Origin of the sequence: Methylophaga thalassica MP (assembly GCF_000214595.1) — a bacterium.
Lineage (GTDB): Bacteria > Pseudomonadota > Gammaproteobacteria > Nitrosococcales > Methylophagaceae > Methylophaga > Methylophaga thalassica.
The window spans coordinates 66,075-90,685 of the sequence record NZ_AFIG01000003.1 but is presented as its reverse complement, the minus strand read 5'-3'; the positions used below and the strand labels follow the sequence as shown (position 1 = coordinate 90,685).

Below are 24,611 nucleotides of genomic sequence, written 5' to 3'. Positions count from 1 at the left end.
AGGACGCGTAATGAAATTAAGAGCCATTTTTGACAAGAAAGTTGATCGCTCAATTGAGGGTGTAATCAAAGCTGATGATGAGGCCAGCCTTAAGATTGAAATTGAGGAATATGTGCTCACCAATGAGGTGGAAAACCGCCTCGGAATATTCCTGGATGCCTACAACAATTACGAAGGCGCTAACGGTGTGTGGGTATCAGGCTTTTTTGGTTCAGGTAAATCGCATCTGCTTAAAATGCTTGCCCTCATTCTGGAGAACCGTGAAGTCGACGGAACTAATACACTCGACTTATTTCTTCCCAAGTGTGATGACAATGAAATTCTAAAGGGCGATCTCAAGAGAGCGGCAGAACTTCCCTCTAAAAGCATCTTATTCAATATTGATCAAAAAGCCGACGTTATCAGTAAGACACAGATGGATGCCTTGTTGGCCGTCTTTGTCAAAGTCTTTGACGAAACGTGTGGCTACTATGGCAAGCAAGGGCACATTGCACAATTCGAACGCGACTTAGACTCTCGAGATCTCTTCCAAAAATTTAAAGATGCCTTTGAATCTGTTTCAGGTAAACACTGGCACATCGGTCGGGAACAGGCGCTTCTAGAATCAGCAAACATCGCAAAAGCCTATGCTGAAGTAAGCGGCAGTGATGTTGAGACTGCAAAAGGCATCCTAGATAAATATCGAACTGAATATCGCGTCTCAATCGAAGACTTTGCCAATCAAGTTAATCAATATATAGATCGCCAAGAGCCAAACTTCAGACTTAACTTCTTTGTCGACGAGGTGGGCCAATATATTGCCGACAATGTGAAGTTAATGACCAACTTGCAAACAATCGCTGAAAGTTTGGCAACGAAGTCCCGCGGTCGCGCATGGATTATCGTCACAGCTCAAGAGGACATGAATACTGTTGTCGGTGAAATGAACAAACAACAGTCTAATGACTTCTCTAAGATTCAGGCACGCTTTGCCAACAAGATGAAGTTGACCAGTCAGAACGTAGATGAAGTTATTCAGAAACGTCTTTTGATGAAAAATGATGATGGCGTGCAATTGCTGTCAAACATCTATCATATAGAATCGAACAATTTCAAAACGCTGTTTGATTTTGCTGATGGTTCTCAGTCCTACAAAAACTATAAGGATCGGGATCACTTCATTCATTGTTACCCGTTTATTCCGTATCAGTTTGGTCTGTTCCAATCAGCCATTCAAAATTTATCAGCTCATAGCGCATTTGAGGGTAAGCACAGCTCCGTCGGGGAGCGATCTATGCTGGGTGTTTTCCAGGAAGTTGCTATTCAAATTAGTGAGAATGAAGTTGGCCGACTAGCCACCTTTGAGATGATGTTTGAAGGGATCCGCTCAGCTCTAAAAACAAAAACACAACAGGCAATACTGAAGGCTGAAAACCAGCTTGATGATGACTTCGCCAAGCGTTTGCTCAAGGCTTTGTTCTTGATTAAGTACGTCAAAGAATTCAAAGCTACTGTTCGCAACTTATGCATATTGATGCTGGAGTCATTTGATGATGACGTAGCTGCACTTCGTAAGCGTGTGGAAGAAGCGCTCAACCTCTTGGAACAGCAAACTTATATTCAGCGTAACGGTGAAACATACGAGTATCTGACTGACGAAGAAAAAGACATCGAGCAGGAGATCAAAAATACCGAAATTGAGTCTGCAGATGTTGCTAGTGAGTTAGATAAGCTCATCTTCGATGAAGCCATCAGACTTCGCAAAGTGCGTTATGACGAAAATGGTCAGGACTATGCTTTTTCAAGAAAGCTTGATGACAAGCTGCAGGGACGAGAGCATGAGTTGGCAGTACACGTTATCAGTCCCTTTCATGAGCATGCTGAAAATGAGCAAATGCTCATCACAAACTCAACTTACAAAGCGGATGAGCTGTTCGTCTTAATGCCCGCTGATGACCGTCTTATTAGAGATGTAAAGCTTTACAAACAAACAGAAAAGTACATCAAGCAAAATATCTCTAATACCCAAAAAGAAACGGCCAAACGGATCCTAAACGACAAAGGCTTCCAGAACAAAGAACGTTATGCTGATCTGAGACTAAGGGTAAAAACCTTAATCAGCAAGGCAAAGCTACTGGTTGCAGGTAATGAAATAGAGATCGGCACGGAAGATCCTCAAACTCGTGTGATTCAGGGCTTTCATAACCTGATTTCTCGTAGCTACCCGAACTTGAAAATGCTGCGAGGTATCACTTACAGTGAAAATGACATTTCAAGATGCCTCAAACCTGAGGAGAGCTTATTCGAAAATGACGCTATTGGTCTGGCTGAATCTGAACAGGAAATGTTTGCCTTTATCCAAAGCAATAACAAAGGTGGCGTTAGAACGACAGTCAAAAGTCTGGTGGACAGGTTTGAGCGCAAGCCATACGGTTGGTACTACGCTGCGATAATCTGCACACTCGCTAAGCTCTGTGCCTGTGGCAAGATTGAAGTTCGAAGTGATAGCCACCTACTTGAAGATGATGACCTGTCAAGAGGCCTACGAAATAGTGCAGGCTTTGGCAATATGGTGCTTGAGCCACAAATTGAATTCACGGCATCTCAAATCCGTGGATTAAAAGACTTCTATGAAGACTTTTTTGATGCGCCTGCTAAACTAAGTGAAGCAAAATCTCTGGGGCAAGAGTCTGCAAAAGCTTTTGCAGAGCTTATCAATGAACTAAAGGTCCTTTCGGCACGAGCCAGTCAGTACCCGTTCTTGAATGCCTTGACCCCTGTTGTATCCAGTCTTGAAGAAGTATCAGGCAAACCCTACACCTGGTATTTAACAGAACTAAAATCTCAGGAAGATGCTCTACTGGATATGAAAGAAAACACCATCGATCCAGTACGTAAGTTCATGTCCGGACCTCAGAGAGAAATCTATGATTCAGCTCGTCAGTTCCTGCAAAAGCAAGATGCAAACTTTGCTTACATTGATGATGAGCAAATTAAAACCATACAAAACACACTAGCTGAGCCTGAATGCTTTAAGGGCAATCGCATCCAGCAAATCAAACGGTCTGTCGATGAGTTGCAAGAAAAAATCGATAACACACTCAAATCAGAGCGAGAAAAAGCGACAGATAGAGTTAATGAGTTGAAAGACAAACTCACCAACACTGATGAGTTCAGTTCTTTAGATGAGCAACAACAGGTCCAGCTTACCCAAGAGTTTGATGAGTTCATTAACGAAATCATTAGTAAAACGCTGATTGCCGTTATTAGCGATACTTTACGTCGCTTTGAAGATGAAACTTATAACAGGCTTCTTTCTCGAGCGATGTTCTGGTCACAGCCTCAACCTGAGCCGGTCAAACCCTATCCTCCGACTACCGGTGGCGCCACAACCCCAGTAGAACCGAATGAGGTGAAAGAGCCTCAAATTCAGATTATTAATAGTAAAAGCATCAAAGTGAACTACCAGAAGCCGCTTTTGGCGAGCGAGACTGATGTAGAAGGTTACTTAGAATCAATGCGTGATGCTTTGATGGAAGAAATACGCCAAGGAAAAAGAATTCAAATCTGATGGAAACAGGAAAGCTAAAGAAATTTGCCCAGCAGGCACGCCGCAGTTTGATTGAACAAATCACTGCTAAGCTCAAGTTAGTATTGGCTGGTGAAAGTGCAGCTCGACGTGAAGCCTCAGAAGCCGTTGGTAGACTTGAAGTGGCTATCGATACACAGGGCAAAGAACAGGTTATTGAGCGTGTGGCCTACATCTGGTTCAACCGATTCTGTGCCCTGCGTTTCATGGATGTGAACCGCTACACCCGTATTGGTGTTGTCTCACCCTCTGAAGGCCAGTCACAGCCGGAAATATTGGCTGAAGCCAAGATGGGGCATATTGACGATGACGTTGTCAGTGACGCCACTAGACAACAGGTTTCAGCTTTATTAAGTGGTAAAAGCACCAGTCATGACCCACAAGGTGAAGCGTATCGCTTATTAGTTGTTGCAGCCTGCAACTACTGGAATCAGGCGATGCCATTTCTGTTCGAGCGTATCGATGACTACACCGAACTGTTAATGCCCGATGACTTACTGTCTGACAATTCTATTCTGGAACAGACGCGTCAGGCTATGACAGAAGAAGTCTGCCAGGATGTCGAAGTTATCGGTTGGCTGTATCAGTTCTATATCTCAGAGAAGAAAGACCTGGTCTTTGAAGGGCTGAAAAAGAACAAGAAAGTCACACCAGAAAATATCCCGGCTGCGACACAGCTTTTTACTCCTCACTGGATTGTTCGTTACCTGGTAGAGAACTCATTAGGCAGACTCTGGCTGCTTAACCGACCTCATTCCAAACTGGCTGAAGAAATGGACTACTTCATCAAGCCACAAGAGCCAGAAACTGACTTTCTGAAGATTAATAGCCCAGAAGACATCAAAATCTGCGACCCGGCCTGTGGCTCAGGCCATATGCTCACCTACGCCTTTGACCTGCTGTATGCCATCTATGAAGAAGAAGGTTATCAGCCTTCTGACATCCCAGAAAAAATTCTGACCCATAATCTGTTTGGTATTGAAATCGATGAGCGAGCAGGGGAACTGGCTGCGTTTGCCTTGACGATGAAAGCCAGAGCCAAACAACGTCGCTTTTTCAGCAAAGGCATTAAGCCCAAGATTTGCGTACTTGAAAACATTCACTTTGAAGAACAAGAGCTGGATGAGTACATCGACTTTATTGGGCGAGACCTGTTCAACGCGCCGCTGCAGACCACCCTGCGCCAGTTCGAAGAGGCCGACAATTTCGGCTCCCTGATCCGTCCCGATGTCACCGAGGTGGACGGCATGCTCAGGATTCTGGAGTCAAAGAACGTCTCCGGGCAGTTGTTTATCAGCATGACCCATCAGAAGGTGCTGCAAGCCCTGCGGCAGGCCGATTACCTGAGTCCCAAATACCATGTGGTGCTTGCCAATCCGCCGTATATGGGTGGTAAGGGGATGAATGGGCGGTTGGGTGCATGGCTTAAAGACAACTACGAGGATGTAAAGTCAGACCTCTTCTCTGCCTTTATCGTTCGCAACACTGAGATGACGTTGCCAAAAGGCCAGCTTGGCTTCATGTCGCCATTTACATGGATGTTTATTACTACCTATGAAAAGTTACGTGATTTTTTAATTAACAGTAGAACCATCACCTCGTTGGTGCAGCTTGAATACTCAGGTTTCGATGGCGCCACAGTACCAATTTGCACCTTTACGGTTGAGAACGCGCATCATCCTAAGTTCAAAGGCGGATATGTACGGCTTTCCGATTTTAGGGGCTCAGAAAACCAGGGGTCACGGGCCCTTGAGGCTATTAAAAATCCTGGCTGTGGCTGGTTCTACCGCGCATCCGCTGCTACCTTCCAGAAGATACCCAGCAGTCCAATTGCCTATTGGGCTACAGAATCACAAATTCGAATGTTTGAAACATGCCCGAGCCTTTCCGAGGTGGCAAAGATAGCTGAGGGCACAACAACAGGCGATGTTAATAGATTTCTGAAAATGTGGCATGAAGTGTCTAACCTAAAAATTGGTTTTGGGTTTAAGGAATCGCAGTCAGCTGCAGATTCCGAATTCAAGTGGTTCCCGTACAATAAGGGTGGAGAATATCGAAAGTGGTATGGGAATAATGAATTTTTAGTTAATTGGGAAAATAATGGACAGGCGCTTAAATCATATGGTGGCTCATTCATTCGTGGTGAAAAGTATTATTTTTTACCTGGCGTAACATGGTCTAAAGTAAGCAGTGGAGCTTTGAGCTTTAGATTTTTCAGCGAGGGTTTCCTGTTCGATACCGGTGGACTATGTTTGTTTTCTGAAAAAATTAGCTACTGCTTATCTATTTTAAATTCAAAGGCGTCCCTAGCAATAATGAAGTTGTTGGCTCCGACTTTGAATTTTACTGTCGGTACAGTTTCAAGCATTCCGGTTCTTCAATCTGTATCGGGTGTAGAGTCCCTTTCATCAACGCTGATAGAACATGCCAAGTCCGATTGGGACTCATACGAAACCTCTTGGGACTTCACCAGCATTCCGCTGCTGAATCCCGATTATCGTCAGCCAACCCTGAAAGCTACCTACCAGAAACTCCGTGCCCACTGGCGGGAGATGACGCTGGAAATGCAGCGGCTGGAGCAAGAGAACAACCGCATCTTCATCGAAGCCTACGGCCTACAGGACGAGCTAACACCCGAGGTTCCGCTCAACGAAATCACTCTAACCTGCAACCCCCACTATTGCTACGGCAAGGACAAGAGCGAGGGCGAGTTGGAGGCACTGCTGCGGGCCGACACCATGCATGAACTGGTCTCCTATGCGGTGGGCTGCATGTTCGGCCGCTATGCACTGGACATGCCGGGGCTGATCCTGGCCAACCAGGGCGAGACAATCGAGGACTACTACGAAAAGATTATTGACCACAAAAAACAGGAATCACACGAAAAGAAAGGCAAAGAAAACTTTCGTGATTTTCGTGCCTTTCGTGGTTCCTGTCTTTTCCCTGCCGATGAAGACAATGTCATCCCCATGCTCGACGGCGACTGGTTTACCGATGATATTGTCGACCGTTTCCGAGAATTTCTCCATGTGGCATTTGGCGATGAGCATTACGAAGAAAACCTAAAATTTGTTGAATATGCTCTGGGTAAGGACATTCGTAAATACTTCCTCAAAGACTTTTATAACGACCATGTGAAGCGTTACAAAAAGCGTCCTATCTATTGGTTATTCTCTAGTCCCAAAGGCAGTTTCAACGCACTGGTCTACATGCACCGTTATCGCCCAGATACGGTGAGTGTGGTCCTTAATGACTACCTGCGTGAATTCCGTACCAAGTTGACGTCTCAGAAAACACATCTTGAAGCCATCAGCATCAGTGCCAGCGCCTCACAAAGTGAGAAGACTAAGGCGCTGAAAGACATAGAAAACCTCAGCAAGATGATTGCTGAATTAGAAGAGTACGAGCGTGATGTACTTTACCCACTTGCCACTGAACAGGTTGAGATTGACCTAGACGATGGTGTGAAAGTTAATTATCCAAAATTTGGACAGGCTCTGAAAAAAGTTACTGGCCTATCGTAATCGAAACAAGGAGGTATCGGCATGGCCGGTGAATATGAAAAGGCGCTGACAATCAAGGAAGCGATTGATGCCATTAATAATCGTGATTTCCTATTGCCTGCGATTCAACGCAAGTTTGTCTGGAGTAGTCATCAGATCTGCGTCTTATTTGATTCCATCATGCGTGGTTATCCAATCAATACGTTCATGATGTGGGAAGTGAATGATGACGAAATCAAAAATGGCTATAAATTTTATGAGTTCTTAAGCTCATATTGTCAGCGTTTTAATGAAGAAAACCCTATAGTTAAAACGAATGCAGGCTTCAAAAACTTTAAAGCGATTATCGATGGCCAACAGCGCTTAACATCTTTATACATTGGCTTGTGTGGAACCTACGCATATAAGCAACCCAGAGTATGGTGGCCTAACACCCGTGATGATAATGCTTTACCACCACGGAAGTTTTATCTGGATCTCGCCAGTGCCTTAGATTCTGAAGATGATGAATCATTGATGCTCTACAACTTCAAGTTTCTAACTGATAAGCAATATCAGAACGCAGCAGAAAATCCAGATTCAACCCATCACTGGTTTTGTGTGCATAAAATTTTGGAAATGCCTCAAGTTGAAGCGCCTAACCGTATTTGGAGTGGGGTGCTTCAACCTTATATTGAAGATAATGGTCTCCAGGACAATCAATTTGCCAAGGATGCGCTGGGGCAGTTGTATGATGTCATTCGTTCAATACCTGTTATCCACTACTTCAATGAAACCAGTCAGCAGATTGATCATGTATTAGACGTTTTCATCAGAACCAACAGTGGCGGCACTAAGCTAGACTTCTCCGACTTATTGATGTCGATAGCCATCGCGCATTGGGATGGTGACTTTCGCCAAGAGTTAGAGGACCTGACCAAACAGATTCATCAAAGCTCAGATATGGGCTTCTATATGGAAAGAGATTGGGTACTCAAGACATGCTTGATGCTGTGTGATGTTGATGTCCGTTTTAAAGTGAGGAACTTCAAGTCAGAGCAAGTTGAACTTTTGCAGACAAACTGGAAAGCCATCAAAGAGTGCATTAAGCAAACACTAATATTGGTTCGCCGTTTTGGTATTAATCCCCAGTCATTGACCTCCAAAAACGCTGTTATACCAATATGCTATTACCTCTTCAAAAAACAGCAGGATGGTAAGGCGCTGTATGAATCAATTAATAATCTTGCCAAACATTATGAGCAACGCGAGGTTATCAGTCGTTGGTTATATATGGCACTCCTCAAAGGTGTCTTCGGCGGTCAAGCAGATACTATTCTGTCTAGTATGCGTGATGTCCTTAGCAAGCATATCGATGATGAATTATTTCCACTTGATGAAATCATTGAGCGTTATCGAGCTTCAAACAAAGACTTACGATTTGATGAAGACTACATCGATAGTTTGCTCTCTATTCAATATGGTGAGGGGCGTTGTCGTGCGTTATTGCACCTGCTGTTCCCTGAAATGAGGGAGACAGAAGTTTTCCATATCGATCATTTGCATCCTAAAGCTTCTTTTGAGTTACAAAAATTAAAAGCAAATTCTGTCCTAGCTGATGATGAAGAGCTGATGAACTTCTTCAGTAAACCGGAACATTGGAACTCAATTCCAAACCTTCATTTGCTGAATGATTCGCAGAACATCAGCAAAAAAGACCGTCCACTAGATGATTGGTTAAGTGATGGGAAAGTCAACCTCACGCCTGAGACGCTATTAGTAAACGGTGTGGATTTGAGGTTTGAAGCCTTCCCAGAGTTTTTTGCTACACGCCGACAAGCGCTTCGAGACAGGCTAAAAAGCCGCGTCATGATGTCCACAACTTTGCCTGCAGAACCATCGGATGATGATTCTGATGAAGAGGTGGTTGAAGAGGCACTGGCTTGAATGTTTGATTGAACAATTTTCATTGCAGATTATCAGTGCTCATATAGATTGAGGTTTATTTGTGATAACCATACTAAAGGCTCATAAGGCACTTTTGCTTTTGTATAGTCCTGAATTACGACCACTTTCAGAAATTGACCAGCAAATTGAAGCAGGCGAATCTGTCACGGTTGGCTATTGCTTTAGCTTCCGTTCTCAACACTTGTTGGATGATCATGATGCGGATCAGCGTATCTTTCAGCTCGGTAAACTCGAAGATGGCTATTACATCATCGATAAAAATATTTTGGGCCTCAAGCATGACCTTCGTCTGGCTAGTGACTTGCCTATTGAGAGGAAAACTTTTGTAGCTCATCGAAATATTTCTATTTTCAGGAAAATTGATAAGTTTATTAATGAGTCTATCGTGATTGGTGGAACTGCTGATGGAGCTATTCCCGAAGAGGCCTTTAAATCACTACTTAAGAACTTCCCAACATCGACAGAATTAGATCATTACAGCGGTGCCAGAGTGGCAGGAGTAATCAGAGATTATCTGGGCACGATGTCAGACGAGCAGACTAAACTAGACAATCATCTCAATCGAAAAAAAACTGTTGAGCCTGTCTCACGAATAGCTTTTCTTGAAGATTACGAACCGAGAAAATTTCAGTTTGTGAGAGATGAACTTGAGTCTATGCTTAAGAGCTCAGATTCCTACAGTGAAAATGATTGGCAGAAGCTCATTGCAGAGTTTTTGCTACTTATCTTTCCCAAGTACATTGCTCTGCTTGAAAATGTTCACATTAAGGATTTCTATTCTAATCCAAACAAGTCAACCAATCGCTATATTGATCTTGCGCTTGTAGATGCCAATGGAACCATTGATGTAATAGAAATCAAACGTCCAAAGTCTAATCAAGTTGTCTCGGCTACCCCCCGATACAGACAAAGTCACACCCCGGCGTCAGAGCTAACGGGCGCAGTGATGCAGGTGGAAAAATATCTCTTTCATTTAAACAAGTGGGGCAGAGCTGGTGAAAAAGCGATTTTTAGTAAGCACAGCAGTGAATTACCTAATAACTTTGAGCTTAGAATTACTAACCCCAAAGCTATTGTGATACTGGGCCGGGTCAATGATTTGAACGCTGACCAGAGATTCGATTTTGAAGTTATTAGGCGTAAGTATGCCAACATCATGGATATAATGACTTACGATGATCTTTTAAGAAGACTAGACAATATCATCTCGATGATTCATCACAATTATTCTCGGTTTAGTAAAAGAGGCCTCAGACAATAATGAGCAATCGCATCTCTCAAGCTCTTACCAACCTTTTTGATAAGCACAGGATTGTCTTTTGGTATGACGCCAAGCATGAACTTCGTGATGACTTTGAGGCTTTAGAATTATCTGGCATAGAAAAGCTGGAGATTGCCAATAACGAATTTACGTTAAAGCATCATATCCTGCGTGAAGAACCTAAAAAGAAATTTTTGCTGTTTCATGATGGCCCTCAACCTGATGACCTGAATAATTGGCTCCTAGACGTACAATTGGCTCATGGTGAGTTTCGGACCGATCAGATTGCCATCTGGCTTTCAGAGCTGAGTCTGGGTTTGGAGTTTGCCGACTTGGTTCAGAGTCATGCTGAATTTTTCCAAGCGGCTAAGCGTAAGGACGGTCTTAAAAAGCTATTAAACGCTGATGATACGCCTGGTGTAATTCAACTGAAGATGTTGGCTGTTTGTGCTGGTACTGATGAGCCACGTATAGAGGTGGTTGTTCAGTCTCTTCTGCAAGAACTTGCAGAGGGTGATGATGAGAAAGTTAAGCTTATTCGACGTTGTGAGCTGGAGTCTTTTTTATGGGAGCAGATGGCAAGACATTACGGCTATCAATCTGCAACGCCAAGTATTAGAGATTTCGTCATTGAACTTTTCAAGTCTTGTTTTGCAATGGGTACTGATGGTGAATTCACTCTAAGAGGCGATGCGTTGGTCTTTCTAAAACGCTGGAAGGATAGTCGTCAGTATGAACAGTGTTTTGAAAAGTTATCAGAGGAATGTGCTGAGGTCTTAGCAATTGAGCAGGATCTTTCCAGTAGGGATTTCCGAGATTTGATCGAGTTGGATTATTTCCAGCTAATCGACAGAAAAATTATCAGTGATCTGGTTCGTGAGTTGAGTGAGCGAACTATTTCATCGGGTGATGTGGCACTCTGGGTGCGGCAGCGTCGTCAGGGGCACTGGTATCAAGAATATCAACATCTCTATGAAGCCATAGACTATGCCGCGCTATTTATTCAAACCATTGGTGAGGTTAAGCTTCAGATAGAAAGTCTGGCGGATGGTGTGCAGCGTTATTGCCAAACTTGGTATCTGTTGGATCAGTACTATCGTAAGTTTATCTACCATACTCGTCGCGCTGCACATCCATCAATGACAGCAGCTTTATCAGAACAAATTGAGAACCTCTACTCCAATAATTACCTATTGAAGCTTGGAGATGCTTTCCAAGCTCTTGTGGATGGCGTGGAAAAATGGGATGCGTCTCCGGTGCCATTACAGAAAAACTTCTTTGAGCTCTGGGTAAGGCCATTCTTGAATAGAGATAATAGGGTTTGCGTCATCATCTCTGATGCAATGCGTTATGAAATCGGCGATGAGTTATTAAGCTTGATTCGACAAGAAGATAGATATAGCGCTGAACTTGAGCCAGCTTTATCGATGCTGCCTAGCTATACTCAATTGGGAATGGCAGCCCTGCTGCCTAATCAAGAGCTAGCCATTGCTGACAATGATACTGGGACAGTGCACGTGGATAGTCAGAGCTCGATGGGCACCGCCAATCGTGACAAAATTCTGAAAGCTGCCATTGATGGTAGAGGTAAGGCAATCACGGCAGAAGACTTTATGTCACTGAGTCGAGATGACAGTCGTGAAATGCTGAAAGCCAGTGATGTGGTTTACATTTACCATAATAGAATCGACCATACTGGTGACAAAATTCACTCAGAAGGTAGAGCATTTGAGGCCGCTGAAGAAGCATTGGATGATTTAATCAGGTTGATCAAAAAGCTCACTGCTGCGAATGCCTCGAATATACTCGTGACAGCCGATCATGGCTTTATTTATCAGCATAGAGCGATTGATGAGAGTGATTTTTCAAGCGTAGATGTTAGTGGAGATTCTATTCTTTACTCAGACAGGCGGTTTGTCTTGGGTAAAGGCTTAAGTGATTCAAACAGCCTCCATTCTTTCACATCTTCACAGCTTGGGTTGTCTGGTGATGTTGAAATTCGTGTACCGAAGTCAATCAACAGACTGCGTAAAAGTGGTTCGGGTAGTCGCTTTGTTCACGGTGGGGCAACGCTTCAAGAGACTGTAATTCCGATCATTAAAATCAATAAAAAGCGCAAAAGTGATGTCAGTGCAGTGGAGGTTGAGATCCTGCGCGGTGGAAGCACTGTGATTACCTCAGGACAGGTTGCAGTGGCGTTCTATCAAGTTGCACCTGTCACTGACAAGCTTCAGCCACGTCAATTGAAAGCTGGGATATACACTCAATCAGGTAAGTTGATCTCTGATACGCATGAGCTGACTTTTGATTTGAGCTCTGATAATCCCCGAGACCGTGAGTTACCGATGCGGTTTGTATTGACGCGTGAAGCTGATGATGCCAACGGAGAAGAAGTGATACTCAAGCTCGAGGAGCGGCATGCGGGGACCTCACACTTCAAAGAATATAAATCTCTTCGTTATACAATGCGACGCTCCTTTACGAGTGATTTCGACTTTTAGGATTGGATAAGTGATGAATCAACTGGATAAAAAAATCAATGAACAGTTTCCTGGCCTGGTTGTTCGTAAAGATCTAGTAAAAACGGTCAAGGGGAATGCCATTGTTCCATCCTATGTGCTTGAGTATCTGCTGGGACAGTATTGTGCAACCAGCGATGAAGCTACCATCGAAACTGGTATAGAGACGGTTAAGGAGATTCTGGCAAAGCATTATGTTCATCGTAATGAGGCCGGGTTGATAAGGTCTACAATTCGTGAGAAAGGCCGACACAAAGTCATCGATAAAATCAGCGTTGCTTTGAATGATAAAAAGGATGTCTATGAAGCTGAGTTTTCAAACCTTGGTATAAAAAAGGTTTTGATTGATTCAGACACCATAAAAAGACATCCAAAACTGCTTGTGGGTGGTGTTTGGTGCATTGCTGACATTGAATATGAGCATACTGAGGATAAGGATGCGAGTCCTTGGATTCTAGCTAGCCTCAAACCCATCCAGATGTCTCATTTCGATTACGAAAGTTATATCGACGCCCGCAAGAAATTCAGCTTAGATGAGTGGATTGATGTACTTATCCAGAGTGTAGGTTTTAACCCTGAGTATTTTGGACGTCGAAGTAAGTTAATTCAGCTGATACGTCTAATCCCTTTCTGTGAGCGTAATTACAATCTTATAGAGCTAGGTCCGAAAGGCACAGGTAAGTCCCATATATATTCTGAGTTTTCACCACACGGCATTTTGATTTCTGGTGGTGAGGTTACTGTACCTAAGCTGTTTGTGAATAATTCTTCAGGTAAGATTGGCTTAGTGGGTTATTGGGATTGTGTGGCTTTTGACGAGTTCGCGGGCAAGAAGAAGCGTGTTGATAAGGCACTTGTCGACATCATGAAAAACTATATGGCGAATAAGTCATTTTCTCGTGGTGTTGAGACCTTGGGTGCTGATGCTTCAATGGTTTTTGTCGGTAACACTGAACACAGCGTGCCTTACATGTTGAAGCACTCTGACTTGTTCGATGCGTTACCAGAAAAATTCTATGACTCAGCCTTTCTGGATCGTCTGCACTTCTACATTCCAGGTTGGGAGGTTGATATTATCCGTGGAGAGATGTTCTCCAATGGATATGGGTTTGTGGTAGATTATCTCGCAGAGATTCTTCGTCACCTGCGTAACCAGGACTTTTCAGATCAGTACAAAGAGCATTTCACCCTATCAAGTGACATATCTACTCGTGACCGTGATGCCATCAACAAAACCTTCTCTGGCCTCATGAAGATCTTATTCCCGCATGGTGGGGCAACCCAAGAAAATATTGAAGAGATTCTCACCTTGGCTATGGAGGGAAGAAAGCGGGTTAAAGACCAGCTATTAAGAATTGATACGACATATGCCGATGTCGATTTTAGCTATCAAAGTCAGACAGGTAAGAAAATTCGAGTTCGAACCCTTGAGGAAAAAGAATACCCCAACTATTTCCACCACACCGTTGCTGAGGGGGATGATGGTGATTTAGAAGAATATCAGTTCCAAGACGGGACGTCATCTGGTCAAACACAAACTAATACTACTACAGATCCAGCACCTGAAGAAAAACATCTGACATTTGAAGAGAATCAGAAAGGCCTGTCATACGATTCTTTGTTTGGTGCTTATCTCCGGGGCGCAACAGATATTACGATAACTGATCCTTACATCAGGGCTTTTTATCAAATTCGTAACGTTATGGAACTCCTCGAAACTATCGTGAAATTCAAATCTGATGATGAAGAGGTAGCAGTTCACTTAATTACCGTTGAAGATGACTTCAAAGGTGAGCAGCAAAAAGAGCATTTTGAGAAGATGAAAGAGGCTAGTGCAATGTTGGGTATTAGCTTCTCATGGGATTTCGACAATTCTGGGGCTCAGCATGCTAGGCATATCGTGACAGATCATGGATGGAAGATTTCCTTAGATCGAGGCTTAGATATTTTTCAGCATTACGAAATGGGTGATGCCTTTAGTTTTGCAAACCGAATGCAGAAGTATCGACAATGTAGGGCTTTTGAAGTGACGTACATAAAGCAACATTAAGATAGTTCAGAAATAAATTTATTCCACCATTGTGAAACCCAAAAAGCGACATTAAATGTCGCTTTTTGGGTTTATGCTTTGACACAACCATTAACAACCTAACTTCAGGAGAGAAGCAACTTTATGATAAGTCGTGTTGAGTTTAGCCGCGGCCATATGAACAACATCTATTGCCCATTCTGCGGGCAACGGGTCTTAGATTTAGATTTTACTGCTGATCAGAGTGCGAACCCATGCCTGCATACGCTTTTCGTTGCACATGATTATGAAATCGAATATCTGAGTGATGAGCTGAAGGAGATTTACAGCGTCTCATCAGCTGACCAACTCGAAGAGCTGGATAGTTTCGAGAATATCGATAGTTTCACCAACAATATTGATTTGAAGAACGCTGTGAAATTCGCGCAGTACGAGGGCGCTCCGCGTGATATGGCGGATATGTGGGTTTCATTTAAGCAAATGAAATAACAACAATCCGGCGAATAGGAACTTATCGGATCTCATTTTATGAACAAAATATTTCATTCGGGAAAACTAAATCAACATTAAAAGTTAAGGGCTTTCAAAAGTCATTATTTATCAATAACCATCAGCAACTTTTAAAAAAAGTTCTCATAATTCCAGATAGAAAACTGAGTTTGTCATATGTCACTTCACTACTTTTTAAGAAAAGTTTAAAAGGCCACTAACTGAACATCAAGTTTATGGTGATATTTAATCGTACGTATATCGAGCTAACATATTTTTGATGTCATCTATGGCCTGAAAGGTACTGGATTTATCAAAATGCAAAAAATCTCTCAGAAAATACTACCAGCATCAGGCAAACTTAATCGTGTTGCGGAGCTATTATGACCGGACGAAATTATGATGAAGTGGTAATTATGGTTAGGAGTGCAGACCTCAAGTGTGATGCATCCCTGCATTACAACCTCTATACAAATAGACCAATATTTTATCAACCATCCGATCACATTCACGATTACTATCCATCAGTCATTCTCTACGGTGAGTGTCTCTATTCAGAGAAACTATCTGGTCATAATTTTACAGCTCAGATCATAGGTCGTGAGCTAGGGAAAAGTAACCTAAATGCTACTTTGGATGACTTTCACAAGAGAGATGACTTTGGAAGTCGTATTTATAAAAAGTATAAAGAAGATAGCTTCCCAGTACTAAGTCCGCCGCCAAAAGGGATTGGGAATTATCGTAAGGTAAGAGGGAAGCCAACCTGGGAAGCTGACTTATGGATGGGAAAAGAGTTTGTAAGAGATATAATGGCTATGATGTATATTAAAGAGCAGCTATATATTTACATGGAAACGTATACAGAGAATCGAATTCATTGGATTAGAGCACTAACCGTGACTTCGAAAAATCCAATAGGCGATCTTATTTAAGAAGCTTCGTGGCCAGTGGATAATATTTGTCATTAAGTGATGTTTGCGCAAAGCTAACAATTAGGTGGTAATTTTGAAGAAAAAAATAAAGAAATTTATTAGGTTGGGTGTCAGAGAGTGTGTTTCTTGTGTAACACTCTGAAATACATATATAATTAACGGACTGCAACTCCGTGTACGCCGGTTCGATTCCGACCCCAGCCTCCATTTTTCAACCCCAGATAAACAAATCAGCATCAGGCGCTTTTAAGCGCTTTTTTTATGCCTGTTATTTCTGTTTAACCACCCACTAAATAATTACCCGCACATAATCACTGAGGGTCGCTTTCACTTGTTGAAGTACATGCCTTCAAGCTTTACTACCTAAAGTATGACTGACAGCGTGAGAAGAGCTACCAATACAGGTTTTGCATCAGCTTTAGGCAATGATAAGTTCAGACAATAGATTGAAATGTTGATAGGGATAAAAGTGACCGTACTAAAACCTATCCTCAGAATCGAAAAATAAGTTATTTTTACTCTGACCCTCAATATCTCTCAATATCTTAAGTATCGTGTGCAACCTGACCGACACCATAGTATATTTCTTGTCATGGCAGAAATGGAGTGGGGGTATAGAATCCCACTTAGGTAGTCCCTTTACTGGCGGGGGGGGGGGAGCGGCATGAAATGTCTAGGTTGACCAATCAACTGACCGACACCCTAAACTTGTATATGCTGACAGCAAATTAAATAGAAAAAACTACATGGAAGGAACCTCACTAATGTATGAAGCTGCTGAAAGGTGCATTTATTGTGGGACTGTTAATGATTCACTTACTCGCGAGCATATTATTCCATATGCCTTGGGAGGTGAGCTGGTTCTCCCAAAATCGAGCTGTGACACCTGCCAAAAAATAACCTCGAAAAATGAGTTAATTATTGCAAGGCAGCTCTATGGTTTGCATAGGGCTTATGAGGGTATTAAGTCGAGACGAAACAAAAACGCCGGCAAACTTAATGAGTATTTAGAAGTTACTGGAGTAGACAATAATGGTAGGAAAGTGACCGAAAATATCTTAGTTCGTGATCTACCAAGCTTTCAAATCATTGTTAAATATACTCAACCAGGCTTACTTTCTGGGAAAGAGTCCCAATTCACATTAGAGTCAAAATTTCTCAAACAGGGCGAAACGAAACTCACAGAGCTTAGAGTAAAATTGGGTTGGTCAAAAATTAGTCTTCGTTCTCCTACGGCCAATCCACATTCATTCTCAAAACAGTTAGCAAAGATCGCCCATGCATATTGTTGTGCTGAATTAGGTCACGATGGGTTCGAGCCGTTGCTTATTGAGCATATATTGGATAAAACAGCAGAGAAACATATTACTTACTATGTTGGTGGATACGAACCACAATTACCTCAAACACGCGAAGGATTGATTTTAAGTTATATCGACTTGGACGGAATTAAATATATCAAGGTTGATATTTCGTTACACTTTTTTAAAGAAAGTCCACGATATCAAGTTATTTGCGGCAAATTAAATGGTGGTAACTCTGGTGGTAATTTTTAAAGAAACGATTTTGCGACGTAATATTTATGCGCAGTTACAGCGGTAATTGGATTGAGACACCACGATTAACTCAGCCGACAGCATCCACCGACATCATTAGACTTTGCACCATGACGATAAGGATGGAGACAAAAAAGACTTTTTTAGCCCAGGCCGTATCTTCTTTTGTCTTCAAGCCTGCCCAAGCTATATATAACCAATATAAGCCAAAGGCTGAGGTGATAATGAGATACCAAACACCGGTATAACCAGTCAGGTAAAGCAGGGGCGTTGCCAGGTTAAATGCAATCAGGTAGAGCAAAATCTGGTGTTTAGCACTCTGAATAGTTTTGGCTACGGGCAGTACTGGAATGGATGCGGCACGGTAATCATTAAACCTGAAAATGGCGATCGCATAAGAGTGGGGCATTTGCCAAATGCTGAAAATCAGCAGCAAGATAGCCGCACCGAGGTCAAACTGGTTACTGACAGCACAATAACCCACCACGGGAGGCATGGCACCAGCAAGACTGCCAATCAATGTGCCGTGAACGGAGTGACGTTTCATCGATAGGCTATACACGCCGACATAGATAATAAAACCCACCAGAACTACGGTGACGTCGATGATATTGGTACCGTACAACAGCACAAACGTCCCTAACAGGCCAAGCACTGAAGCATAGACCAACGCCACACGTGGTGAAATCAGTCCTTGTACTAAAACCCTGTCACGGGTGCGTTCCATCAGCGTGTCGATATCCCGGTCAATGAAGTTGTTAAACACACAGCCGGAAGCGACGATCAGTGACACACCAAAAGCGGTATAAAAAAACAGCATCAAATCGATGCTGCCTTTCGATGCGAGGAAAAAACCGCCCGCTAATGAAATGAGGTTGCCAATCACAATACCTGGCTTGGCAACCTGCCAATATTTTTTTAGCACTTATTACCTGTCTTAGTCGAGCATCATGTTGTAACCAAGATTATGCATAATCCAGAGAGAACCTACTACGATAAACAATATCAAGATGAAGGTATAAGCAAAGGCGACCAGGTTCCAACGTTGTTCTGACGAGGTATTGAGGTGCAAGAAAAAATACAGATGGACTAGCACCTGCACAACAGCAAAGCCGAGAATGCTGATGGCGATAGTGGACGGTGCCATCGTAGGATGCATCACCATCCAGAATGGAATGACAGTCAGTACGACTGACAGAATAAAACCAATCAGATAAGACTTATAGGTGCCGTGAGCTGCACCGGCGATATGGCCGTTATCCATTCAGAACCCCCAACAGATAAACAAAGGTAAATACGAAGATCCAGATGATATCCAGAAAATGCCAGAACAGGCTCAAACACATCAAGCGAGATTTGTTCAGTTCACTCAATCCATAACGATAGACATGAATCATCATGAATATCATCCAAATCAAACCACAACTCACGTGCAGACCGTGTGTGCTGACCAGGGCAAAAAATGAGGACAGAAATGCACTTTGCTGCCAGCTATGGCCTTCAGCAATCAGATGACTGAACTCGTTTAGTTCAAGGCCCACAAAACCGACACCCAGTAAAAAGGTGATGGCCAGCCAGAGTATGACAAGTTGCCGCTGACCATTATTCATCGCCACCATGGCAAAACCATAGGTGATGCTACTGAATAACAGGCAGAAGGTTTCGATCAGTACACCATCTAACTCAAAAATCTCTTTACCAGTGGGCCCACCTGCATAATTGTGTCCGAGTACTGCAAATGTCGCGAACAACGCCGCAAACAAAATGCAGTCACTCATTATGTAGATCCAGAAGCCGAACACTCGTGTTGAGGAGGCATCGTGATGTGCATGCTCGTGAGTATTTGCGTTATCTAAAACATCAGTAGTCATAATTAATGCCTGATTACCTTATTAATAATGTATTAATTGACCTACGCAGTTTGCGTAGATGTTGAGTCAGCACTTGTCTTGCCATTTGATTCATGGTGATTTCGTACTTTCTCAAGCCATTCGCCTTCAATGCGCTCGATTTCTTCGACCGGCACGTAGTAATCGACGTCATTATCAAAGCTGCGCCAGATCATGCAGCCCAAAATACCGACAACACCTGCAATCGCCATCCACCAGATGTACCAGATCATGGCAAAGCCAAAAATCAAACTAAACAGACCGATAAAGACACCCACACCAGTATTCCTTGGCATGTGAATTTCTTTGTATTGCTTAGGCTCTGGCGGGTAATCACCGCTTTCTTTCATCGTATGGAAAGCATCGAGTTCTGAGGCGACAGGTATTTCCGCGAAGTTATAGAAAGGCGGTGGTGATGAGGTTGACCATTCCAGTGTACGACCACCCCATGGATCACCAGTAACGTCCATATTCGCGTGACGTTCACGAATACTGACGACCAGTTGCACGATGGTGAAGATGATGCCCAACATGATAATTCCTGCCCCCACTGCAGCCAGTATTAACCAGGGTTGGAAGGCAGGGTTGTCATAATGATTGAGGCGACGAGTCATTCCGAGGAAACCCAGATAGTAGAGCGGCATAAAGGCCAGATAGAAGCCTACAAACCATGCCCAGAATGAATATTTGCCCCAGCGTTCATTGAGTCTGAAACCAAATGCTTTTGGGAACCAGTAGGCATAGCCAGCCATAGAGCCGAATACCACACCACCAATGATGACGTTATGGAAGTGTGCAATCAGAAACAGGCTGTTATGCAATACAAAGTCGGCACCTGGCACAGATAGAAGCACACCGGTCATGCCACCAATACTGAAGGTAATCATAAAACCAAGCGTCCATAGTAAAGGTGAGCTGAATTCGACACGACCACCGTACATCGTGAACAACCAGTTAAAGATTTTCACACCGGTCGGAATGGCAATAATCATTGTCATGATGCCAAAGAAGGCGTTAACGTTGGCCCCCGAGCCCATGGTGAAGAAGTGATGCAACCAGACTATAAACGAAAGTATGGTAATCGCAATCGTCGCATACACCATTGATGTATAGCCGAACAAAGGTTTTTTAGAGTAGGTAGCAACGACTTCTGAGAAGACACCAAATACCGGTAGCACTAAGATATACACTTCCGGATGGCCCCAAATCCAAATCAGGTTGATGTACATCATCATGTCGCCGCCCATGGCATTGGTGAAAAAATGCATGCCGAGGTAGCGATCCAGAGTCAATAATGCCAACGTTACTGTTAATACCGGGAAAGCACCGACGATCAGGGCATTAGTGCATAGTGCCGCCCAGCTGAATATCGGCATTTTCATTAATGTCATACCCGGCGCACGCATCTTGATGATAGTGACAAAGAAGTTGATACCGGTCAGTAATGTCCCGAGCCCGGATATCTGTAGACTCCATATGTAATAGTCAACGCCGACATCCGGACTGTAATTCAATTCAGACAACGGTGGATAGGCTAGCCAGCCTGTCTTGGCAAAATCGCCGACAGCAAGTGACAGGTTAACCAATATCACACCGACCACGAACAACCAAAAGCTGACTGAGTTGAGGTATGGGAAAGCCACATCACGGGCACCAATTTGTAATGGAACCACAATATTAATGAGACCAATGACGAATGGCATGGCCACAAAGAAAATCATAATCACGCCGTGCGCCGTAAATATTTGATCATAATGCTCAGGTGGCAGATAGCCTTGATTGGCGCCCAGAGCGACTGCCTGTTGTGAGCGCATCATGATGGCATCGGAAAAACCTCGAAGCAGCATCACCAATGCCACTAAGAAATACATCACACCAATTTTCTTGTGATCAACTGATGTCAGCCACTCTTTCCAGAGATAAGTCCACTTACCATAACGCGTAATCAGGGCAAAAATAATCAGCCCAAAAAGGACCATAAAGCCGACCGCACTCATTACGATAGGGTTATCGTAGGGAATGTCCGCAAGCGTTAATTTACCTAACATCAGTTACTCCTGAATCTGATTGCATTTCTTCTGAGGCCATATCCGAGTTCGTATTCATGTAATTCATGACAATTGATTTGAACAAGTCAGGCTTCACTGACGAATAGTAAGCAACGGGATTTTGCTCACTGGGTTTGGCTAAGACGTCGTAACTGTTTTGATCCAGCTCACGGTGGGCCTGTTTTACTTTATTAATCCACTCATTAAATTGGGATGGTGTTTGGGAGAGGGCTTTAAAGTTCATGTGCGAGAAGCCTTCACCACTATAGTGGGCTGACATGCCATCAAAAGCACCGGTTTCATGGGCGAGCAAATTGACTTCCGTTTGCATACCCGCCATCGCATATATCTGACTGCCCAGTTGAGGGATAAAGAACGAATTCATCACCGTATCTGAGGTGACCTTGAAACGAACGGGCACATTTTCAGGGAAGGCAACTTGGTTAACTGTGGCTATATGTTGTTCTGGATAGATAAATAGCCATTTCCAGTCGAGTGCAACGACTTCAATCGTGATTGGCTTCTGACTATCGGCTGTTTCAAGTGGTTTGAATGGATCGAGCGAATGCGTGGTTATCCAGGTCAGCGTGCCTAAAATGAGAATGATGATACAGGGCACCGTCCAGACAATGACTTCGATTTTGGTTGAGTGAGCCCAGTTGGGTTTGTATTCGGCTTTTTTGTTCGAAGCACGGTATTTCCATGCGAAAACCAGTGTCATCACAATGACAGGAATGACCACGACCAGCATGAGTAATACGGCAGTAATGATAAGCGTACGCTCATCATGACCTACCGGTCCTTTTGGATCTAAAACTCCTGCTTTACAACCGCTCAACAGAACTGCTGAAGCCATTGATAACCCTTTGACAAAAGCAGAACACTTAGTTTTTTTCATTCAGAATCCTCGGTTTAAGCGCCTTTTTTGAACAGTTTTCCTGCCACTTCTTCCCTGACTCTGAGCGCAAAAATGTTATACAGATATCGAGTAACGATACGAGATAATGCCTGTGTCAACCTGTATTGTTTGAATGTGACTTGAAGCGATTTCATACGTCTTAAAACATACGTTTCGCCACCCATCTCTTCTGTTAAAGACTATTTGTTTAGTCACTCAGACTATCTCGTCGTGTCATAAATACTGCTGGTAAGCAGTACGGTTACATCTCAAAACTCACCGCTTTAACCTCATGCAAAGAATGCCTTAATTAAAGAGCAGTCCAAGCGAAGGTAACTGCATAGGTATTAAGCTTGAGGACAATGATCTGTATGGAAAGACACGGGACAATCAAGCGTCGATAAGTAAAATTTATCTGCTAATCACAGACGAAATTTAAACCGCTTCCAGACCATTGAAATCACAGTTTGGTAGTGTACAACGTTTAATTAACGATGCTTTGGGAGATACTCACTGAGAGTTTGGGAGTTATTCCCTAATGTTGAAAATGGCAGATAGCGAAGATGTACTATCTGGAATGTGCTTTTAGCAAACTGAACTGAAACGACATCGCTAAAACATTGACTCCTGATTAAGTTATTGTATGTTAAGGACTTTTAAAGCCTGTTGTTCTACATCCGCGTAGCCAGGGTTAGCCTGTCTCTGCCATTAGCTTTTGATTCATAGAGTGCTTTATCAGTGACGAAGAATAAGTCTCGGAGATTCGCTACCGGGAAAAGGTCAGTATGGTACAAACCCATGCTTATGGTCACAGTGAATTGTTGACCTTCAAACTTAAACTGGTGAGACCGGGTTTTGTCGATCAATTCCAGCATCATTTCTTCAGTTCTCTCACAGGGAACACGGTTCAGTAGTAAGACAAACTCTTCCCCGCCGACACGGTACACTTTATCGGTATTACGTCCTTGTGATTGTAATATTTCAGCAAATTCTTTCAGTACATGATCGCCGGCTAAGTGGCCGTATTCATCATTGATTCTTTTGAAAAAATCAATATCAATCAGGGCGATAGCAAATGGACACTGATGAGAATAGAAGCCTTTGATAAGGGTTTCTATATCGACTTCAAGTGTCAGTCGGTTATTAAGATTAGTGAGAGGATCTTTACTAGCCAGCTCTTGTAGTTTTTTGTTGGCGGCTTCAAGTTTATAGGTACGAAGTTCAACTTGATCTTCAAGGCTGTTAAGCAGCCGTTGTTCTGCATCGCGTGATTTGATGACTTCTTTTGCCATGGGTCTGAAGATAAAAATAACTTCCAGCATGAGTGTGAGCAGTGTGACTAACCAAACACCGACTTCGAGTCGTTGAATGATCTCCAGTCGCTCATCGCCTTCACGTTGATATTGATTAACGGCCTTATCTAAATCGATTAATAAGTTTTCAGAGGAGCTATCAATCTCGCTCATCAGTTGTAAAAATGGTTCCTCAGACGTTGTATCTAGGATTTGGGTAGCGATTTTTAAGTAAAAATTGACGCGATCATATAAGTCTATGTCACCAAAATAGATATCTCTGATAGTTGGGGAGAGTTCAAGCTGATGTCCATTATTGAGTTGGCCTGAAGCGAGCTGATGATTGGCGGATTTCATCGTGTCTATGTGCTGAGTCAGCAGATTTTCAGTTTCTGTTTGTTCTGTATTCATCACGAAGCGTTGTTGATACAAACGATGAATATCCAGGGCAATATGTTGACTCAACATGCGTTGACTACCAGAAATATTGACAATATAGGCCGTATTATCAACATCAGAAAGAGCAGACTTTAGCGTATATGCAGCAAAGCTGGATAACAAAGCAATAAGTGTTACAGCCAGCATATAACGCTTGGTAATCAGCGTGTGTAAGGACGATCGTGTCTTATCTGCCATCATATCTATCCTTTAATAATGTCTAACAGCTAAAACTCATCCAT

The 24,611-nt window shown here is 43.1% G+C and carries 15 protein-coding genes and 1 tRNA gene; 10 read left to right on the top strand and 6 right to left on the bottom strand.

Going from position 1 to position 24,611, the window contains the following annotated elements:
• Nucleotides 1–10 precede the first annotated feature (10 nt).
• The 10 genes from brxC (at nt 11) to MAMP_RS11965 (ending at nt 17,804) form a co-directional block, all read left to right on the top strand.
• Nucleotides 11–3,550 carry a BREX system P-loop protein BrxC gene (gene brxC / locus MAMP_RS12010; RefSeq protein ID WP_007146327.1) on the top strand — a complete coding sequence of 1,180 codons (3,540 nt, stop codon included), beginning with the start codon at nt 11–13 and terminating at the stop codon, nt 3,548–3,550.
• Entirely contained in the window at nt 3,550–7,092 is a 3,543-nt protein-coding gene (gene pglX / locus MAMP_RS12005; RefSeq protein WP_007146326.1) for a BREX-1 system adenine-specific DNA-methyltransferase PglX, read from the top strand. Before brxC ends, pglX begins: the two co-directional genes overlap by 1 nt.
• A gap of 21 nt (nt 7,093–7,113) precedes the next feature.
• Nucleotides 7,114–8,997 (top strand): DUF262 domain-containing protein, encoded by a 1,884-nt coding sequence (locus MAMP_RS16280; protein WP_007146325.1) that lies wholly within the window; start codon nt 7,114–7,116, stop codon nt 8,995–8,997.
• 61 nt (nt 8,998–9,058) lie between these two features.
• Nucleotides 9,059–10,279, top strand: a complete 1,221-nt coding sequence (locus MAMP_RS11995; protein WP_007146324.1) for a Shedu immune nuclease family protein — start codon at nt 9,059–9,061, stop codon at nt 10,277–10,279.
• Nucleotides 10,279–12,780 (top strand): BREX-1 system phosphatase PglZ type A, encoded by a 2,502-nt coding sequence (gene pglZ, locus MAMP_RS11990; protein ID WP_007146323.1) that lies wholly within the window; start codon nt 10,279–10,281, stop codon nt 12,778–12,780. The genes MAMP_RS11995 and pglZ overlap by 1 nt, the downstream gene beginning before the upstream one ends.
• 13 nt (nt 12,781–12,793) lie before the next feature.
• Entirely contained in the window at nt 12,794–14,848 is a 2,055-nt protein-coding gene (brxL, locus tag MAMP_RS11985; protein WP_007146322.1) for a BREX system Lon protease-like protein BrxL, read from the top strand.
• A 123-nt stretch (nt 14,849–14,971) separates the two neighbouring features.
• Entirely contained in the window at nt 14,972–15,316 is a 345-nt protein-coding gene (locus MAMP_RS11980; protein ID WP_007146321.1) for a hypothetical protein, read from the top strand.
• A gap of 383 nt (nt 15,317–15,699) precedes the next feature.
• Entirely contained in the window at nt 15,700–16,248 is a 549-nt protein-coding gene (locus tag MAMP_RS11975; RefSeq protein ID WP_040576588.1) for a hypothetical protein, read from the top strand.
• Nucleotides 16,249–16,349: 101 nt separating this feature from the next.
• Nucleotides 16,350–16,455, top strand: a tRNA-Ser gene (locus MAMP_RS16215).
• A 557-nt stretch (nt 16,456–17,012) separates the two neighbouring features.
• Nucleotides 17,013–17,804, top strand: a complete 792-nt coding sequence (locus MAMP_RS11965; protein ID WP_007146320.1) for an HNH endonuclease — start codon at nt 17,013–17,015, stop codon at nt 17,802–17,804.
• Nucleotides 17,805–17,874: 70 nt separating this feature from the next.
• Here the strand turns inward: MAMP_RS11965 and cyoE are convergent, their stop codons facing one another.
• The 6 genes from cyoE to MAMP_RS11935 all read right to left on the bottom strand — a co-directional run bounded on the left by cyoE (nt 17,875) and on the right by MAMP_RS11935 (nt 24,567).
• On the bottom strand, nt 17,875–18,729 hold the full coding sequence (gene cyoE / locus MAMP_RS11960; RefSeq protein ID WP_007146319.1) for a heme o synthase: 855 nt from the start codon (nt 18,727–18,729) through the stop codon (nt 17,875–17,877).
• Nucleotides 18,730–18,741: 12 nt separating this feature from the next.
• Nucleotides 18,742–19,068, bottom strand: a complete 327-nt coding sequence (locus tag MAMP_RS11955) for a cytochrome o ubiquinol oxidase subunit IV (protein ID WP_007146318.1) — start codon at nt 19,066–19,068, stop codon at nt 18,742–18,744.
• Complete coding sequence (cyoC, locus tag MAMP_RS11950) at nt 19,061–19,675, bottom strand: cytochrome o ubiquinol oxidase subunit III (protein WP_040576586.1); 615 nt, start codon at nt 19,673–19,675, stop codon at nt 19,061–19,063. Before cyoC ends, MAMP_RS11955 begins: the two co-directional genes overlap by 8 nt.
• Nucleotides 19,676–19,716: 41 nt before the next feature.
• A complete protein-coding gene (gene cyoB / locus MAMP_RS11945; protein WP_007146316.1) occupies nt 19,717–21,741 on the bottom strand; it encodes a cytochrome o ubiquinol oxidase subunit I in 2,025 nt (674 codons plus the stop codon).
• Nucleotides 21,731–22,639, bottom strand: coding sequence for a ubiquinol oxidase subunit II (cyoA, locus tag MAMP_RS11940; protein ID WP_007146315.1), 909 nt, complete (start codon nt 22,637–22,639; stop codon nt 21,731–21,733). The genes cyoB and cyoA overlap by 11 nt, the downstream gene beginning before the upstream one ends.
• A 671-nt stretch (nt 22,640–23,310) precedes the next feature.
• On the bottom strand, nt 23,311–24,567 hold the full coding sequence (locus MAMP_RS11935) for a diguanylate cyclase (RefSeq protein ID WP_040576585.1): 1,257 nt from the start codon (nt 24,565–24,567) through the stop codon (nt 23,311–23,313).
• Between the last annotated feature and the right edge of the window lie 44 nt (nt 24,568–24,611).

Excerpts from the sequence above, each read along its gene's own strand:
- brxC (WP_007146327.1), top strand. The coding sequence starts at position 11 with ATGAAATTAAGAGCCATTTTTGACAAGAAAGTTGATCGCTCAATTGAG.
- pglX (WP_007146326.1), top strand. The coding sequence starts at position 3,550 with ATGGAAACAGGAAAGCTAAAGAAATTTGCCCAGCAGGCACGCCGCAGT.
- MAMP_RS16280 (WP_007146325.1), top strand. The coding sequence starts at position 7,114 with ATGGCCGGTGAATATGAAAAGGCGCTGACAATCAAGGAAGCGATTGAT.
- pglZ (WP_007146323.1), top strand. The coding sequence starts at position 10,279 with ATGAGCAATCGCATCTCTCAAGCTCTTACCAACCTTTTTGATAAGCAC.
- brxL (WP_007146322.1), top strand. The coding sequence starts at position 12,794 with ATGAATCAACTGGATAAAAAAATCAATGAACAGTTTCCTGGCCTGGTT.
- MAMP_RS11980 (WP_007146321.1), top strand. The coding sequence starts at position 14,972 with ATGATAAGTCGTGTTGAGTTTAGCCGCGGCCATATGAACAACATCTAT.
- MAMP_RS11975 (WP_040576588.1), top strand. The coding sequence starts at position 15,700 with ATGACCGGACGAAATTATGATGAAGTGGTAATTATGGTTAGGAGTGCA.
- MAMP_RS11965 (WP_007146320.1), top strand. The coding sequence starts at position 17,013 with ATGTATGAAGCTGCTGAAAGGTGCATTTATTGTGGGACTGTTAATGAT.
- MAMP_RS11955 (WP_007146318.1), bottom strand. The coding sequence starts at position 19,068 with ATGGATAACGGCCATATCGCCGGTGCAGCTCACGGCACCTATAAGTCT.
- cyoC (WP_040576586.1), bottom strand. The coding sequence starts at position 19,675 with ATGACTACTGATGTTTTAGATAACGCAAATACTCACGAGCATGCACAT.
- cyoB (WP_007146316.1), bottom strand. The coding sequence starts at position 21,741 with ATGTTAGGTAAATTAACGCTTGCGGACATTCCCTACGATAACCCTATC.
- cyoA (WP_007146315.1), bottom strand. The coding sequence starts at position 22,639 with ATGAAAAAAACTAAGTGTTCTGCTTTTGTCAAAGGGTTATCAATGGCT.
- MAMP_RS11935 (WP_040576585.1), bottom strand. The coding sequence starts at position 24,567 with ATGGCAGATAAGACACGATCGTCCTTACACACGCTGATTACCAAGCGT.